At 69.4% G+C, this 15427-nt stretch carries 17 protein-coding genes; 4 read left to right on the top strand and 13 right to left on the bottom strand.

The genetic code is table 11. From position 1 onward, the window contains the following. Positions 1-4: 4 nt before the first annotated feature. From VV02_RS14120 to VV02_RS14080, 9 genes are all read right to left on the bottom strand, one after another. Positions 5-244, bottom strand: a complete 240-nt coding sequence (locus VV02_RS14120; RefSeq protein WP_052592415.1) for an HGxxPAAW family protein — start codon at positions 242-244, stop codon at positions 5-7. Between the two features lie 91 nt (positions 245-335). Beyond that, entirely contained in the window at positions 336-923 is a 588-nt protein-coding gene (locus VV02_RS14115) for a Trp biosynthesis-associated membrane protein (RefSeq protein ID WP_052592413.1), read from the bottom strand. Next, positions 920-2464 (bottom strand): anthranilate synthase component I, encoded by a 1545-nt coding sequence (locus VV02_RS14110; protein ID WP_052592411.1) that lies wholly within the window; start codon positions 2462-2464, stop codon positions 920-922. Before VV02_RS14110 ends, VV02_RS14115 begins: the two co-directional genes overlap by 4 nt. Further along, complete coding sequence (hisI, locus tag VV02_RS14105) at positions 2461-2817, bottom strand: phosphoribosyl-AMP cyclohydrolase (protein WP_245633080.1); 357 nt, start codon at positions 2815-2817, stop codon at positions 2461-2463. The genes VV02_RS14110 and hisI overlap by 4 nt, the downstream gene beginning before the upstream one ends. A gap of 187 nt (positions 2818-3004) precedes the next feature. Further along, entirely contained in the window at positions 3005-3622 is a 618-nt protein-coding gene (locus tag VV02_RS14100) for a class I SAM-dependent methyltransferase (RefSeq protein WP_052592409.1), read from the bottom strand. Between the two features lie 36 nt (positions 3623-3658). After that, positions 3659-3883, bottom strand: coding sequence for a helix-turn-helix domain-containing protein (locus VV02_RS14095; RefSeq protein ID WP_052592407.1), 225 nt, complete (start codon positions 3881-3883; stop codon positions 3659-3661). After that, positions 3883-4566, bottom strand: a complete 684-nt coding sequence (locus VV02_RS14090) for a DUF2975 domain-containing protein (RefSeq protein WP_052592405.1) — start codon at positions 4564-4566, stop codon at positions 3883-3885. The genes VV02_RS14095 and VV02_RS14090 overlap by 1 nt, the downstream gene beginning before the upstream one ends. A gap of 71 nt (positions 4567-4637) precedes the next feature. Next, on the bottom strand, positions 4638-6437 hold the full coding sequence (locus tag VV02_RS14085; RefSeq protein ID WP_052592403.1) for an ABC transporter ATP-binding protein: 1800 nt from the start codon (positions 6435-6437) through the stop codon (positions 4638-4640). Continuing rightward, positions 6434-8311: an ABC transporter ATP-binding protein gene (locus tag VV02_RS14080; protein ID WP_052592401.1), complete on the bottom strand. Its 1878-nt coding sequence runs from the start codon at positions 8309-8311 to the stop codon at positions 6434-6436. The genes VV02_RS14085 and VV02_RS14080 overlap by 4 nt, the downstream gene beginning before the upstream one ends. Before the next feature lie 132 nt (positions 8312-8443). Between VV02_RS14080 and VV02_RS14075 the strand changes: the two genes are divergently transcribed. After that, positions 8444-9097, top strand: coding sequence for a TIGR03085 family metal-binding protein (locus tag VV02_RS14075; protein WP_052592400.1), 654 nt, complete (start codon positions 8444-8446; stop codon positions 9095-9097). Here VV02_RS14075 and hisF read toward each other — a convergent pair. Further along, on the bottom strand, positions 9094-9849 hold the full coding sequence (gene hisF / locus VV02_RS14070; protein WP_052592397.1) for an imidazole glycerol phosphate synthase subunit HisF: 756 nt from the start codon (positions 9847-9849) through the stop codon (positions 9094-9096). The two genes, VV02_RS14075 and hisF, sit on opposite strands and share 4 nt — an antisense overlap. A 23-nt stretch (positions 9850-9872) precedes the next feature. On the opposite strand from hisF, the gene VV02_RS14065 reads away from it, so the two are divergent. The 3 genes from VV02_RS14065 to VV02_RS14055 all read left to right on the top strand — a co-directional run bounded on the left by VV02_RS14065 (position 9873) and on the right by VV02_RS14055 (position 13825). Continuing rightward, positions 9873-10454 carry a nucleoside/nucleotide kinase family protein gene (locus tag VV02_RS14065; RefSeq protein WP_245633079.1) on the top strand — a complete coding sequence of 194 codons (582 nt, stop codon included), beginning with the start codon at positions 9873-9875 and terminating at the stop codon, positions 10452-10454. Between the two features lie 77 nt (positions 10455-10531). Next, the gene (locus VV02_RS14060; RefSeq protein ID WP_052592395.1) at positions 10532-12583 is read left to right on the top strand and encodes a family 20 glycosylhydrolase; all 2052 of its coding nucleotides are present in this window, start codon (positions 10532-10534) and stop codon (positions 12581-12583) included. Positions 12584-12637: 54 nt separating this feature from the next. Further along, positions 12638-13825 (top strand): FUSC family protein, encoded by a 1188-nt coding sequence (locus tag VV02_RS14055; protein WP_083450160.1) that lies wholly within the window; start codon positions 12638-12640, stop codon positions 13823-13825. Positions 13826-13831: 6 nt separating this feature from the next. Here VV02_RS14055 and VV02_RS14050 read toward each other — a convergent pair whose 3' ends face one another. From VV02_RS14050 to VV02_RS14040, 3 genes are read right to left on the bottom strand one after another with little or no spacing between them, the layout of a single operon-like run. Next, on the bottom strand, positions 13832-14284 hold the full coding sequence (locus VV02_RS14050; protein WP_052597013.1) for a PH domain-containing protein: 453 nt from the start codon (positions 14282-14284) through the stop codon (positions 13832-13834). A gap of 8 nt (positions 14285-14292) precedes the next feature. After that, complete coding sequence (gene hisG / locus VV02_RS14045) at positions 14293-15138, bottom strand: ATP phosphoribosyltransferase (protein ID WP_052592393.1); 846 nt, start codon at positions 15136-15138, stop codon at positions 14293-14295. Between the two features lie 10 nt (positions 15139-15148). After that, entirely contained in the window at positions 15149-15412 is a 264-nt protein-coding gene (locus tag VV02_RS14040) for a phosphoribosyl-ATP diphosphatase (RefSeq protein ID WP_052597011.1), read from the bottom strand. Positions 15413-15427: the final 15 nt, after the last annotated feature.

Genomic DNA, 15427 nt, shown 5'->3' with positions numbered 1-15427 from the left:
CGGGTCAGCGCACGCCCTGGTGGCCCTGCGCCTGCAGCCTCTTCGCCTCGACGCCGAAGCCGGTCTTGCTGAGCACGATGGACCCGACGAAGCCGACGACGCCGACCGCGATGCCGAGGAACGTCCACAGGTGCGCACCCCACGCGACACCGACCGAGATGAGGCCGGAGGCGATGATCAGGGCGAAGACTCCGGTCCACGCCGCGACGCTGTGGCCGTGGTTCTCGTCGTGGTCGTCAGACATGCGTGGGGACTCCTTCGATCTGGGGTGGACCGCCCACCGTGGCGGTCGGCCTCATTGTGGCAGGCGCGCAGGAACGCACAGCAACGGAGTCTCAGCGCGGCGGGTCGGCCGCGTCGACATCGGCGTCTGCCGTCGGGTCCTCACCCTTGCTCAGTCGTTCCCAGTCCGACTCCTGACGGGCCGGCTTGTCGGCCGTCGGTGCGTCATAGCGGGAGGAGAGGCCCGCCCAACGGCGCATCCCGACCGTGGCGGAGGCACCAGCGGCGAGGAGCAGCAGGGCTCCGACCAGGGCGATCCAGACCCATACGGTGACCGAGCCGTCGGCCTCGACCGATCCGGTGCGGCCGGTCGTGGTCGCCGCCTGACGGCCGACGACATCGCTCGGGTCGAGGATGACCCGCAGGGTCAGCACGACAGCCAGCAGCCCGGCGAGCAGCGCCGCTATCGCGCCGACCCAACGTACGATCCGACCACCCGTCGCCGTAGCAACCGCGGCTGCCGCACCGACCAGGGCCCCTGCAACCACACCGGCAGCGGCCTTGCTGCCGGACACCGAGACGGTGCTGTCCTGCAGCACCACGTCACTGACCGTGCCCTCGACCCAGGTGCGTGCGCTGCACGCGAGTAGCACCACCGCGGCAACGAGCACCTCGATCAGGACGGTGCGCTTGGCGGTCATCGAGGGGCTCGCATGCCGGTCGCGATCGACACGGCGCGCAGCGCTGCCGCGGCCTTGGTGATCGTCTCCTGGTACTCACTCTCCGGCACCGAGTCGGCGACGATGCCGGCCCCGGCCTGGACATGGGCGGTGCCCTCCTTGAGCACGGCGGTGCGGATCGCGATCGCCAGGTCGAGGTCACCGGCAAAGTCGAGGTAGCCGACCACTCCCCCATAGACACCGCGTCGGCTCGGCTCCAGCTCGTCGATGATCTGCATGGCTCGCGGCTTGGGCGCGCCGGACAACGTGCCGGCCGGGAAGGTCGCCACCAGCACGTCGTACGCCGACCGGCCCGCCTTCAGCTCGCCGATCACCGTCGACTCCAGATGCATGATGTGGCTGTAGTGACGGACCTGCATGAACTCCACCGTGTCGACCGTCCCGGCCCTGCAGACGCGCTGCAGGTCGTTGCGGGAGAGGTCGACCAGCATCAGGTGCTCAGCGCGCTCCTTGGGGTCGGCAGACAGCTCGTCGGCCAGCCGCTGGTCGTCCTCAGGAGTCTTGCCGCGTGGGCGGGACCCAGCGATCGGGTGGGTGATGACCTTGCGTCCGGTCACCTTGACGAGCGCCTCCGGGCTTGACCCGACCACGTCATAGGTCGATCCGTCCGGGTGCGGCAGCCGCAGGAGATACATATAGGGGCTCGGGTTGGAGGCGCGCAGCGCGCGGTAGACGTCCAGCGCATCGGCCGCACAGGGCACCGAGAAGCGCTGCGACACCACGATCTGGAACGCCTCGCCGGCGCGAATGTCCTCCTTGCAGCGCTCGACCATGTCGTGGAACTGCTCGCGCGTGTGCGTGCTGCTCGGCTCGAGCTCGACCGGGTGCGGGACGGCCACGGTGGAGGGCGCGGCGGCCGCGAGTTGAGCGGTCATCCGGTCCAGCCGCTCAACAGCATCGGCCCAGGCGTTCTCGACCCGTGCGTCGGTGTTGTCGTAGTTGATCGCGTTGGCCACGAGCAGCAGCGAGCCGTCACGGTGGTCGAGCACCGCGAGATCGGTCGCGAGCATCATCGCGACCTCGGGCAGGTCCAGGTCGTCGGTGCCGGTGTCAGGGAGACGTTCCCACCGGCGTACGGCGTCGTAGGTGACCGTGCCGACCATGCCGCCCGTCAGCGGCGGCAGGCCAGGGATCGGGACGGTCGCCAGCGCCGCGACCGTGTCCCGCAGCGCGTCGGTCGGGCTGCCACCGGTGGGTACGCCGACAGGGGGCTCTCCCAGCCAGGTCGCCTCGCCGTCCTGCTCGGTCAGCGTCGCGTGACTGGACGCGCCGATGATCGAGTAGCGCGACCACACGCCACCGTGCTCGGCCGACTCCAGCAGGAAGGTGCCCGGGCGGTCCTGGGCCAGCTTCCGGTAGACGCCCAGCGGGGTCTCCCCGTCGGCGAGCAGCCGGCGTACGACGGGGATGACTCGCCGCTCGCGCGCCAGCTCGGCGAAGACCGGCAGGCTGGGCCAGGTCGTACCCCAGCTCAGGTCCGCGTGAACGTCCTGCGAGCTCATGCCACGACCGCCGGGATGTCGGTGAAGAAGCAGGTGCGCTCGCCGGTGTGGCAGGCCGCACCCACCTGGTCGACCCGCACGAGCAGCGCGTCGCCGTCACAGTCGATGGCGACGGATCGGACGTGCTGCACGTGACCGGAGGTGTCGCCCTTGCGCCAGTACTCGCCGCGGCTGCGCGACCAGAACGTCACGCGACCTTCGGTCAGCGTGCGGTGCAGGGCCTCGTCGTTCATCCAGCCGAGCATGAGCACCTCACCGGTGTCGTGCTGCTGGATGACGGCGGCGACCAGGCCGTCGGCATCGCGCTTCAGACGCGCGGCGACGTCCGGGGGCAGAGCGGTCTCGTCAGGCACCCGGCCATTGTTCACGATGGCCGGTCGGCAGGAGTACAGCGGTTGGACGTGGCGCGGATCGGGACGGACCACGGCCGGCCTTCTTTTGCATCCGCAAAGTGACTCGCTACGTCGAGAGTGACCCCCACGTAGGGGAGGCATCTGCGAGGTGGCGAGTCGCCTGGGTTTGAGGGTGCCCCTGCGTCGATCAGCGGCAGCGCAGCACGGCCCACTGGTAGTGGAGACCGCCGTGTCCGGGCCAGGTGCGGAACTCCTCGATCTCGCCGTACGACGCGAGCTGCTCCCGCAGGTCGGCGTCGCTGCGGAGGCTGAAGAACCGCGGCCCGAACCCGGTGCCCTCGTCCCAGGTCTCCTCGCGCGACTGCGCTGCACCCCAGACGCCGACCGCCAACGGAGCTCCGGGTCGCAGCACACGGACGATCTCGCCGAGCGCGGAGTCGAGGTCCGTGTCGGGTACGTGCAGCAGGGTGCTCATCGTCCAGCCGGCCTCGAACGCGTCGTCCTCGAACGGCAGCTCGTGCACCGAGGCGACGTGGACGTCCAGCCCTTCCTGACGGCACAGCGCGACGCTCTCCGGCGCGAGGTCGACGCCGGTGTAGCGCAGACCGGTGTCACGCAGCGCCACACCGTCCCGACCCGGACCGGAACCGATCTCCAGCACCGAGGCGCGGTTCTCGCGACCGAGCAGGTCGGCGTACGACGACCGCGCGGCCTCTCGCTCGGGCGGCAGTGCGCGCACCGTGCGTTCGGCCGCCTCGCTGTCGTAGTAGGTCACGAGGTCGGCCTCGAGCTGCGCTCTGTTCATCCGGCCATCCTGGTGGTCAGGACCGACACCGCTCGTTCAGGGTGCGGCGCGCAGCGAGAGGACGTCGCCCGGCTCGCACCGGAGAACCTCGCAGATGCCAGTCAGTGTCGAGAACCGGATCGCCTTGGCTCGGTCGTTCTTGAGCACCGACAAGTTGACCACCGTGACGCCGACACGTTCGGCCAGCTCAGTCAGGGTCATGCCGCGCTCCTCGAGCAATCGGTCGAGATGGCAGGTGACCCGGTGCTCGGGAGCTGCCATCACACGAGGCCGTCGACGTCGCGCGCCAGCTCCCCGCCGCGCCGGAACGCCTCGGCGAGAACCAGGACGAAGGGCAGGACCACCAGCGGCAGGAGCGAGAACGACAGGACGCCGTTCACCTGTGACGTCACGCCCACTCGATCGGCAACCACGACGGCCGCAGCACCCGTCGAGGCAGACCCGGCCCAGCACGCTGCCACCGCCAGAACGCCCATGGTGGCAATGCGGCGAGCGTTGCCCTCGGCGAACGGTCGGCCAGCGCTGATGGACAGGATCAGGGCGCGCAGCGCGTAGCCCGCCGCCAGAGCGCTCAGGCCCCAGATGACCGCGTCGCCGCGCGACAGGAGCTGTTCAGCAACGGAGGAGTCCCCTGTCGTGAGCAACCAGGAGTCGGCCGGGGTGTGCATCCAGCTGTCCGTACCGCTGTTCGGCAGCCCTAGCTGAAGCGCCGACTGGCTCCCCGTCGGACGAAGCGTTGCGTCGGCCGGCACGCTGTCCCGAACTGTGGTCCCGGTCAGATCGTGCACCTGCGCAGAGACGGTGATCGAGCCGCCCGCCTGGGTCGCACCGTTGATCGCGTACACCACGCCACCCACGGCCGCCAGCCAGCCGAGCACGACGACAAGGGCAGCCAGTGCGTTCATGGCGCGCAGACTCACAAAGGGCTTGTCCTGGGTCAACATCCGAGCCTCCCGAGATTTGATGCTATCGATTTTCGATACTATCGAATATCGATACCCCAGGGAAGCCGAGATCAGGTCTGCTGGCGGGCCCAGGACGCGTGCAGACGGGCATAGACCCCGTCCTGCTGCCGGACGAGCTGCTCGTGCGGCCCACGCTGCACGACGCGACCGCGGTCGACCACGATCACCTCATCGGCTGCTTCCGCGGTGGAGAGCCGGTGGGCGATGGCGACCGACGTGCGGCCGGTGGTGAGACCGTCGAGGGCTCGCTGGATGCGTACCTCGGTGGAGGGGTCAACTGCGCTGGTGGCCTCGTCGAGCACCAGGAGATCAGGGTCGGCGAGGTAGGCGCGAGCGAGCGCGACCAGCTGGCGCTCACCGGCCGACAGGGACTCGCCGCGCTGGCCGACCTCGGTGTCCAGACCGTGCGGCAAGCCCTCGACCCACCCGTCCAGTCCGAGCTCGGTGAGAGTCAGCTCGACGTCCTCGATGCTCGCGTCCGGGCGACCGAACCTGAGGTTGTGCAGCAGCGTGGCATCGAAGAGGAAGCCCTCCTGCGGCACCATCACCACGCGCGACCGCAAGGACGAGAAGCGGAGATCACGCAGGTCGACGCCGTCCAGCCGTACGGTCCCGCCCGCCGGGTCCATCAGTCGGGTGAGGAGCTTGGCGAGCGTCGTCTTGCCCGAGCCCGTCTCCCCCACCACGGCCACGCGCGACCGAGGCGGAATCGTCAACGAGACGTCGGACAGCACGGTCTCGCCGCCCGGGTAGGCGAAGGACACGTCGTCGAACTCCACCGTGATCGGCCCACGCGGCAGCTCGACACCGTCGTCGGCCGGGTCGCTGACATCGGCTGGAGTGTCGATCACGCCGATGACGCGTCGCCAACCGGCGATGGCGTTCTGCATCTCGTTGAGGATCTCGGTCGCCGTCTGCACCGGCTGGGTGAAGAGGTTGACCAGGAACAAGAATGCGAGCAGCTCACCCAGGCTGAGGTCACCGTGCGCGGCCATCACTGCACCCACCGCGAGCACTGCCATGGTCGTCAGGCCGGCGACCAGCTGTCCGGAGGTGAACGCGGCAACAGCCTTGAGCTGAGCCAGGATGGCCGCACGTCGGTGCCGGTCGATCGCGAGGTCAATCCGCTCGCCGGTGCGCTCCTCGACGCCGTACGCCCGAATCGTCACCGCCCCGACCACCGACTCCGAGATTGCCGCGAGCATGTCGCCCACGCGTTCGCGAACTCCGGTGTAGGCCCGACCCACCATCCCCTGGAAACGGCGCACGACCACGAACAGCGGGATGAAGCAGATCCAGACCACCGCGGCCAGCAGCGGGCTGTAGATGACCATCAGCACGGTCGCGACGGTCAGCTGACCGATCGAGACGATGAACATCAGCCCGCCGAACTGCACGAACTGCGAGATCGTGTCGACGTCACTGGTGACCCGCGAGACCAGCGCGCCACGGCGTTCGGAGTTCTGGGTCAAGGCCGACAGGTCGTGGATGTGTCGGAAGGCGCGCACCCGCAGTGTGGCCAGACCGCCCTCAGAGGCGCGGAAAAGCCGCAGGTTGACGAAGTACGACGTCACGGCCGTCAGCCCGACGGCGAGCCCCGCGAGGCACACCAGTCGTACGACCAGGCCGGTGTCCGGACCGCCGTCGGCCATGATGCCGTGGTCGATGGTCTGCTGGACGACGAACGGCACGAGGACGCGTCCGAGCGTCGAGATCAGGGCGAGCGCCAGGGTGACGAGCAGACCGTTGCGCAGCTCCGGTGACAGCTGGACGCCGCGACGCAGCGTCTGGCTGGTCGTCAGCTCGGCGCTGCCGCCGATCTCGCTCGAGGTCGCGGTGTCCGCGCTCATGACGCCTCCTCATCGGCCGCCACGGCTGCGCGTTCCTCAGCCTCGCGGGTGTAGGCGGTGACGAGCCGGCGGTAGCCCTCGCACCGGTCCATCAGCTCAGAGTGCGTGCCCTGATCGAGTACCCGGCCACGCTCGATGTAGGCGACCCGGTCAGCCATGCCGATCGTCGACTTCCGGTAGGCCACGACGAGCACGGTCATCCCGTCACTGCGCTCGCGCAGCCCGTCGAGGATGGCTGTCTCGATGGCCGGGTCAACGGCGGATGTCGCATCGTCGAGCACCAGCAACCGGGGCCGGCGAATCACCGCACGTGCCAACGCAATTCGCTGACGCTGTCCGCCGGACAGGCTCGCACCGCGCTCCCCCACCCGGGTCTGCGCGCCGTCCGAGAGCTCCGCCACAAACTTGGATGCCTGTGCGACCCGCAGAGCGTCCTCGACATCCGTCTCATCGGCGTCCCGGCCGAGTGTGACGTTGCCCTCCACGGTGTCGTCGAACAGGAAGGTCTCCTGGGCGACCAGCGTCGCCACCTCGGGTACGCCGCCCTGCCGGACCTCGCGCAGGTCGCGCCCGTCGATCTCGACCACGCCGCCCGTCGGATCGACCAGCCGCAGCACCATGTTGACGAGGGTCGACTTGCCGGAGCCCGTGGGCCCGACCAGCGCGGTCGTCTGCCCGGGCGGGATCTCGATGGTGACGTCCCGGACGGCAGTGACGCGCTCAGTCGGTGCCGACTCCGAGCCGGTCACGCCCTCGCGGCCCAGGTCGGAGCGCTCGGCGACGTCATAGGCGTACGAGACGCCCTCCAGTCCGACCGCGCCCTGGCCGTCGAACGGGAGAGGCTGGTCGCCGTACGTCATCTCGCCGCGAGCGCGCAGGACGCCGGCGACGCGGTCCCAGCCGTTGACGGTGCGCGGCAGCTCGGCGAGCACCCAGCCGAACGAGCGGACCGGGAACGCGAGCACGGAGAAGAGGTAGGCGATCTGGACCACGGAGGCGGCGTCGAGGTCGCCGGAGGACACGCGAGCGGTCCCCACTGCGAGCACGGCCAACGTGCCGAACGTCGGGATCGCCTCGATCACCGGGTCGAAGGTGCCGCGCGTCCGACCGACCTCGACGGCGGCCACTCGCAACCGGTTGGTGACCTCGGCGAACCTCGCGGTCTCCTGCTCCTCGCGACCCATCGCCTTGACCAGCAGCCCAGCCTCGAGGCTCTCGTGGGCGACCTCGCTGACCTCCGCCCGCAGCTGCTGGGCGAGGGTGACACGAGGTGACATGCGGGACTGGAAGACCAGGTTGGCCACGAAAAGCGCTGGGAACACGAGCATTCCGATCAACGCCAGCCACAGGTCGACACGGAACATCTCGACCGAGCCCACCGCCAGCATCACGAGGACACCGATCGCCATGGGCAGCGGCTGGAAGACGTTCCAGGTGGCCTCGACATCGGCATTGGCGTTGGAGAGCAGCTGGCCGGACGGGTGCCGGTGGTGCCACGCGAGCGGGAGCCGGAGGTACTGGCGGGTGACCCGTCGACGGTAGGACGCGTTGAGGTTGAAGAACGCGATGCCGGCACCGACCCGACGCAGCACCACACCGACCACCGTGAGCAGCACGGCCAGCGTCATCTGCCAGACGATCGTCCAGACCTGCCCGCCGCTGATCGAGCGCGCAGCAACGGCCGGCTCGACGATCGAGGACACCAGATGAGCGATCACCCGCGCCATCGCGACGGTCATCACCCCGTAGATCGCCGAACCGAGAACGGCCACGGCGAGCACCTTGCGCTGCTCGCCGAACCCGGTCGCGATGACGCGCAGGCCCCGGCGGAGGGTACGGCGAGGTGCCGGCCTGGTCTGAGCAGCCGAGGTCACGGCGAGATCCCTTTCGTACCGCGGGTGGACGGGTCCGCAGACCGACTCCCCAAAGCCGGTGCGACCGCGTCTTCCAGCCTCTCACGCGGTACCGACACGACCGCCACCGGTTATTCGCGAGAGCATGGCGCCATGGCATCTCTGGCTCAGCAGGAACGACAGGCGCTCTGCGACACCTTCGAGCTCGTCGGGCCCGACGCGGACACTCTCTGCGCGGGCTGGACGACCCGTGACCTCGCCGCCCATCTCGTGCTGCGCGAGTCGCGTCCCGACGCTGCGATCGGGATGTTCGTCAGTGCGCTGTCGAGCCACACCGACTCGGTGATGTCCAGCCTCGCGGCGCAGCCGTGGGAGCAGCTCGTGCAGACCGTACGCTCCGGGCCGCCCTTCCTTTCGCCGTTCCGGATCGGCGCGATCGACCAGGTCGCCAACACGGGTGAGTTCTTCATCCACCACGAGGACGTGCTGCGCGGCGTCGATCCGAGCGCGCGGCGCGAGCTGACCTCAGCTGCTGAGCGAGAGCTGTGGCCGGTCGTGCAGCGGATGGCCAAGATGACGCTGCGTGGGGTCGACGTCGGTGTCGAGGCACAGAGCGACGGCCACGGCGAGGCGGTGCTGCGACGCGGCAGCGGACCCGAGCAGACCGTCACGCTGAAGGGCGCTCCCGGCGAGATCCTGCTGAGCATCGCGGGCCGGGCCGGCGCGGATGGTGCCAGGGCCGATGTCGAGATCGACGGTCCTCCGGACGCGGTCGCGGCGTACCGGTCAGCGACGATGGGGCTCTAACGGACCTCGTGGCCGGCGGTGCGCAAGGCGTCCTTGACCTGGCCGATCGTCATCTCCTGGAAGTGGAACACCGAGGCCGCTAGGACCGCGTCGGCCCCCGCCTCCACGGCTTCCACGAAGTGCTGCGGTGTGCCGGCTCCTCCGCTGGCGATCAGCGGCACACTCACTTCGGCGCGCACCGCCCGGATCAGCTCCAGGTCGAACCCGTTCTTGGTCCCGTCCGCGTCCATCGAGTTCAGCAGGATCTCGCCGGCGCCCAGCTCTGTCGCGCGTACGCACCACTCGACCGCCTCGAGACCGGCCGACCGGCGACCACCGTGGGTGGTGACCTCGAAGCGGCCGTCCGGCGAGCGGCGTACATCAGCGGACAGCACGAGCACCTGAGAGCCGAACCGGTCGGCGATCTCAGCGATGACCTCCGGGCGAGCGATGGCGCCGGTGTTGATGCCGACCTTGTCGGCGCCCGCGCGCAGCAGCAGGTCGACATCGCCGACTGCGCGTACGCCTCCCCCGACGGTCAGCGGGATGAAGACCTGCTCGGCCGTCCGGCGTACGACGTCGTAGGTCGTCTCGCGGTCGGCCGATGACGCGGTGACGTCGAGGAAGGTGAGCTCATCGGCGCCCTGCCGGTCGTAGACGGCGGCCAGCTCGACGGGATCGCCCGCGTCGCGCAGGTTGTCGAAGTTGACGCCCTTGACCACACGACCGGCATCGACATCGAGACACGGGATGACACGGACGGCGACGCTCACGCCGTCAGCCTAGGGTGACGTCCGTGTCCGATGACCATCACGTCTGGGGTGTGAACCACGCGCGCCCCGCCGACGCCGAGCGAGTCGCCGACCTCGCCCGAGCAGCGCGCGGCGCCCCGGTGATCGTCGGGATCGACGGGCCTGCCGGCTCGGGGAAGTCCTCACTCGCCCAGCTCGTCTCGCGAGCCCTCGACGATGCGCCCGTCGTGCACCTGGACGACATCTTTCCCGGCTGGGACGGCCTGGCCGCCGCTCCCGCCCTCCTGTCCGCGCAGGTGCTCACCCCTCTCACTCGGGGCGAGCCCGCGGCGTACCGCCGGTTCGACTGGCAGAGCGGACGGTACGCCGAGCTCGTGCAGGTGCCCGAGCACCGGTTCGTGGTCGTGGAGGGCTGCGCCTGCACGGTCGGGTCGGCTCGCGAGGACGTCGCGGTGCGAGTGTGGCTCGAGGCGGAGCACGATCTGCGGATGAAGCGCGGGCTCGAACGCGACGGCGACACGTTCGGCACCAACTGGGAACGCTGGGCACGTCAGGAGGCGGCGGTCTTCGCCGCTGATCACACGCGAGACCACGCCCACCTGCTCTTCCGCACTGATCCCGACTGACCCTTGCGGCTCGCGCATCGAACGGCCAGGATGACCGGAGTTGTATAGACATCTTCCTCCTGCCTTCTGGAGTCGCAATGCATCCGGCGCATCCCACCCGACGCACCTTCGTCACCGGCACGGCCGCCCTCGTCGCGGCTGCCACGACCGCCCCGGCAGGTTCGGCCCGGGCGGAGGGCTTCGTGCGAACCCCGGGCGTCCGTCAAGCGGTGGTAGCACGACCGCTGACCGTGCCCGGACTCCAGCAGTGGACGGCCGGTAGAGGTGCGTACCGCTTCGGCGTACGGAGCCGCATCGTCCTGGACAGGGCCGACCGCTCGAAGCTGGCCGGCACCGCCGCCCTGTTCGCGACCGACCTGCACACGCTGACCGGCCGCCGGATACCTGTGGTCACCGGCGCTGCACGCCCCGGCGATCTGCGGCTCCGACTGTCCGACGACAGGAACCCGGCGACCGGCGACGAGGGCTACACCCTTGACTCCGGCGCTGTCATGGACCTGTCAGCGGCGGCTGTGACGGGCATCTTCCGGGGCACTCGTACGCTGCTCCAGCTGCTGCACCAGTCGCCGGTCGTGGCGGGCGGCACCGCCGTGGACTGGCCGCTGAAGCCCTATCGCGGGCTGATGGTCGACAACGGTCGCAAGTACTTCACGCCCGAGTGGCTCGAAGGCACCATCCGCAACATGGCGTACATGCAGCTCAACACCCTGCACCTGCATCTGTCGGACAGTGAGGGCTTCCGCATCGAGTCCAGCACGCACCCCGAAGTGGTGTCGAAGGACGGCTTCCTGACGAAGCGCCAGGTGCGCGACCTGATCGCGCTCGCGGAGCAGCACCACATCGAGATCATCCCTGAGATCGACGTCCCCGGACACATGACCCAGGTGCTCTCCGTCCACCCCGAGCTGGGTCTGCCGGGCACCAAGACCACCCTGGACCTGAGCAAGGACGAGGTCTACGCGTTCATCAAGGACCTGCTGGATGAGTACCTGCCGCTCTTCCCGGGCCGCTACTGGATGATCGGCGGCGACGAGGCCGACTCAGTGTCGGACAACGCTGCGTACATCGCCTACGCGAAGGCGCACTACCTGCCTTCAGACGGAGACGCGTCCAAGCTGACCGGCAACGACTGCGTGCTCGGGTTCCTGAACTGGGCGAACGACATCGTGCGCGCGCACGGCAAGACGATGCGGATGTGGAACGACGGGTTGGTCGGGGTCAAGACCGCGGTCGTCCGGCCGTCGAGCACCATCAACATCGACTTCTGGACCTCCCGCGGCGCGGACCCTCAGTGGCTGGTCGACCAGGGCTTCACCGTGATGAACGGTGGCAGCCCGCCCACCTACTACGCGGCCGGCGGCGGCTGGGACTACCGCAAGGACACCCCGTGGACCTACGACAACTGGCAGGTCGATGAGTTCTTGAACTGGGGAGCGGACGGAGAGACCCCCTCCCCATTCCGCACGATCACCGGATCGGCCAACCAGGGCACCGCCATGCACATCTGGTGCGACGCAGGCGACGCGGAGTCCGAGCAGCACATCTCCGAGTACACCACCCGGCTCACTCACATCGTGGCCCAGGCCGGCTGGGGCTCGCCCAAGCCGGCCGCCGACTACCCGGGCTTCGTCCGTGCCCTGCAACAGGTCGGAGACGCGCCCGGCGGACTGCCCACGGTGGACCTGGCCATGGGATGCAGAGCCGTGGCGACGACTGGCCAGGATCCAGCGGCGGCCGTGGACGACGACCCGTCGACCGGCTGGAGCAGCGGGTCGGATGGCGGCCGTGGCACTGCGTTCACGATCGACCTCGGCGAGCCGGTAGCGCTGGACCGCGCGGCCGTGCAGTGGGGCGTTCGGTTCGCCTCGGCGTACCGGCTGGAGCTGTCCGCCGACGGCAGGCGCTGGCGCCAGCTGGCCTCGACCAGCACGGGGAAGGGCGGCACCACGCCCTACCGGAAGGCGACCACTCCCCAGGACCTGATCGACTTCGACCCACGGGCGGTCGGCATCGAAGAGTTCGAGCACCTGCGTGGGGTTGGCCGATACGTCCGACTGGTCGTCGAATCGGCGCCAGCAGGCGGCGTGGACGTGATGTCCCTTCGGCTGTTCGGCGCACCACGCCGATAAGGGCGTTCGAGCGTCAACGCCGGTAGCCTCGTCCCGACGTCGAGGAGGTCACCGATGAGCACGCGGGAGCCGTCCGGCGAGACCCCTCCACCTGCCGAGGACAGCACTGCCGCAACGGTGCTCGCACGCGACTGGGGTCGGCGCCTCGACCCTCGCCCCCAGCTCACCCGTCGCTCTTTGCGAGAGCGTGCCGACCGGCTGCGCAACCGGTTCTTCCTGATCCTGCAGTGCGGGTTGTTCGGCGCACTCGCCTGGGTCATCGCGCACGACGTGCTCGACCATCCGCAACCGTTCTTCGCACCGGTGACCGTGCTGGTCACGCTTGGCCTGACGTACGGCCAGCGCCTGCGTCGGGTGGTCGAGCTCACCGCCGGCGTGGCCATCGGAGTCTTTATCGGCGACGTGTTCGTGCACATCTTCGGCACGGGCGCGTGGCAGCTGGCGGTGGTCGTCGTCTGCTCGATGTGCCTGGCAGTCCTGCTCGGCGCGGGCGGGCTCATCATGATCCAGGCGGGCGTCCAGTCAATGATCGTGGTGATCCTCGTTGCCCCTCCGGGCACGGCGTTCAGCCGCTGGCTCGACGCCGCGGTCGGAGGCATCGTGGCGATCATCGCCGCGACCATCACGCCGACCTCACCGATCCGCCGACCGCGCGTCAAGGCCGGCGAAGTGCTCACCGAGCTCAGCGATGTGCTCGCCGAGACCGCCACCGCCGTACGCCGCCGTGACCAGGACCGTGTCGACACCGCCCTGGACCGTGCGCGGGACTCGGAGTCGATGCTGACCGAGCTGCGCGAAGCCACGGCGGAGGGCATCGCGGTCACCCGGCAGTCGCCCTTCCGGCGGAGGCACGGACCGTCGGTGGTCGGGATCGCCGACATCCAGGAGCCCCTTGACCGGGCCATCCGCAACCTGCGCGTGCTCGTGCGACGAGCGTCAGTCGCAGTCTGGGTGGGCGAGCTGGTTCCGCCGTCCTACCTCGACATCCTCGACGACCTCGCGGCCACGATGGGCGAGATGGCGACCGACCTCACCGCTCGCCGAGACCCCGAGGACTCGCGCGACGCGCTCGTCCGTATCGCCCGTCGTTGCTCGCTGGCCTCGCGCCGAACATCGCTGTCGGGTGAGGTGATTCGCGCTCAGATGCGCTCCACCGTGGTCGACCTGCTGATGCTCACCGGTCTGACCTATGCCGAGGCGCGCGGCCAGGTGCCGGCCCGTGCGGAGGACCTGGACGACTGACACCGGTCACGCAGACGGCCGCGAGCGTCCCTCGACCAGAGCGGCGAGCCGCTGTGCCTCTGCCAGTGCACGCTGTCCGTCATTCCGCTGGATCGCCATCACCGCGAGCGTCTCGGTGTCATCCAGCTCGAGAACAGCCCACGAGCTGTGCGCGCCGAACTGCACGTTGACGACCTGCGACCACTCCAGCTGCCGCGTGGCGATCAGGTTGTGGACGGTCAGACCGGTCGGCGTCGGGACAGCGCGCACCTGCGCAAAACGCCACAACCCGAACGCCATCAGGGCGCCGAAGGCGATCAGCATCACCCGGTCCGGCGTTGACCAGCCGCTGTGTCCGCCGCCTTGCACGGTGACCGCGACGAACGTGAACACCGCGAGCGAGGCAGCCGCCGCCACCAGCGGGACGATGCGTCCCTTGCGAGGGCGGAAGACGGCGTACAGGTCCCTGTTGGCACTCATGGCGAGACTCAGATGCGGCATGCGGCGATGTCGGTGACCAGGATCGCCCGCGCACCCAGGTCGTAGAGGTCGTCCATCACCTGGTTGGTGCGCTTGCGCGGGACCATCGAACGCACGGCGACGTAGCCCTTGTCGTGCAGCGGCGACACCGTGGGCGACTCCAAACCAGGCGTCAGGGCGCACGCCTGCTCGACCAGCTCGACCCGGATGTCGTAGTCCATCATCACGTAGTGGCGTGCGGTCAGCACGCCCTCGAGCCGGCGTACGAGCACGTCGACGGCCGCGCTGTCCTCGCGTTCGGCGGGGCGGATCAGCACCGCCTCGCTGGTCATGATCGGCTCACCGAAGACTTCCAGGCCCGCGTTGCGCATCGACGTACCGGTCTCGACGACGTCGGCGATCGCGTCAGCCACGCCGAGCGTCACGGCCGTCTCGACGGCACCGTCCAGCTTGACCACGCTTGCCTCGACCCCGTGCCGCTCCAGGTCAGCCTCCACCAGGCCGGCAAAGCTGGTCGCAATCCGGCGCCCGGCGAGCTCGGTGACATCGGCAGCGAAGCCCGGGAGGCTCGCGTACCGAAACGTTGATCCACCGAAGCCCAGGGCGAGGACCTCCTCCGCCGGGCTGGCGGAGTCCAGCAGCAGATCGCGCCCGGTCAGGCCTACGTCGAGAGTGCCGGCGCCGACATAGATCGCGATGTCACGCGGCCGCAGGAAGAAGAACTCGACGTCGTGGTCGGTGTCGCGGACCACGAGCTCCTTGCTCTCACGGCGGCCGCGGTAGCCGGCCTCGCGGAGCATCGCGGCAGCCGACTCGGACAGGGCGCCCTTGTTGGGGACAGCCACTTTCAGCATCAGGGTGCTCCTACAGGTGGGCGTAGACGTCGTCGAGGGAGATCTCGCTGGCGAGCATCAGCACCTGCAGGTGGTAGATCAGCTGGCTGATCTCCTCGGCGGTGCGCTCCTTGCCCTCATGCTCGGCCGCCATCCAGACCTCGGCCGCCTCTTCGACGACCTTCTTGCCGATGGTGTGTACGCCTGCATCGAGGGCGGCGACAGTGCCGGAGCCCTCGGGGCGCTCAGTGGCCTTGCGGGACAGCTCGTCCCACAGCTGCTCGAACGTCTTCACGTCGCAAGAGAGTAC

The sequence above is a fragment of the Luteipulveratus mongoliensis genome (assembly GCF_001190945.1).
In the GTDB taxonomy this organism is placed as follows: Bacteria; Actinomycetota; Actinomycetes; order Actinomycetales; family Dermatophilaceae; genus Luteipulveratus; species Luteipulveratus mongoliensis.
Note: the sequence above shows the minus strand (reverse complement) of the source record. Positions and strands in the feature narration are given on the sequence as shown.

Excerpts from the sequence above, each read along its gene's own strand:
- VV02_RS14120 (WP_052592415.1), bottom strand. The coding sequence starts at position 244 with ATGTCTGACGACCACGACGAGAACCACGGCCACAGCGTCGCGGCGTGG.
- VV02_RS14115 (WP_052592413.1), bottom strand. The coding sequence starts at position 923 with ATGACCGCCAAGCGCACCGTCCTGATCGAGGTGCTCGTTGCCGCGGTG.
- VV02_RS14110 (WP_052592411.1), bottom strand. The coding sequence starts at position 2,464 with ATGAGCTCGCAGGACGTTCACGCGGACCTGAGCTGGGGTACGACCTGG.
- VV02_RS14100 (WP_052592409.1), bottom strand. The coding sequence starts at position 3,622 with ATGAACAGAGCGCAGCTCGAGGCCGACCTCGTGACCTACTACGACAGC.
- VV02_RS14095 (WP_052592407.1), bottom strand. The coding sequence starts at position 3,883 with ATGGCAGCTCCCGAGCACCGGGTCACCTGCCATCTCGACCGATTGCTC.
- VV02_RS14090 (WP_052592405.1), bottom strand. The coding sequence starts at position 4,566 with ATGTTGACCCAGGACAAGCCCTTTGTGAGTCTGCGCGCCATGAACGCA.
- VV02_RS14085 (WP_052592403.1), bottom strand. The coding sequence starts at position 6,437 with ATGAGCGCGGACACCGCGACCTCGAGCGAGATCGGCGGCAGCGCCGAG.
- VV02_RS14075 (WP_052592400.1), top strand. The coding sequence starts at position 8,444 with ATGGCATCTCTGGCTCAGCAGGAACGACAGGCGCTCTGCGACACCTTC.
- VV02_RS14060 (WP_052592395.1), top strand. The coding sequence starts at position 10,532 with ATGCATCCGGCGCATCCCACCCGACGCACCTTCGTCACCGGCACGGCC.
- VV02_RS14055 (WP_083450160.1), top strand. The coding sequence starts at position 12,638 with ATGAGCACGCGGGAGCCGTCCGGCGAGACCCCTCCACCTGCCGAGGAC.
- VV02_RS14050 (WP_052597013.1), bottom strand. The coding sequence starts at position 14,284 with ATGAGTGCCAACAGGGACCTGTACGCCGTCTTCCGCCCTCGCAAGGGA.
- hisG (WP_052592393.1), bottom strand. The coding sequence starts at position 15,138 with ATGCTGAAAGTGGCTGTCCCCAACAAGGGCGCCCTGTCCGAGTCGGCT.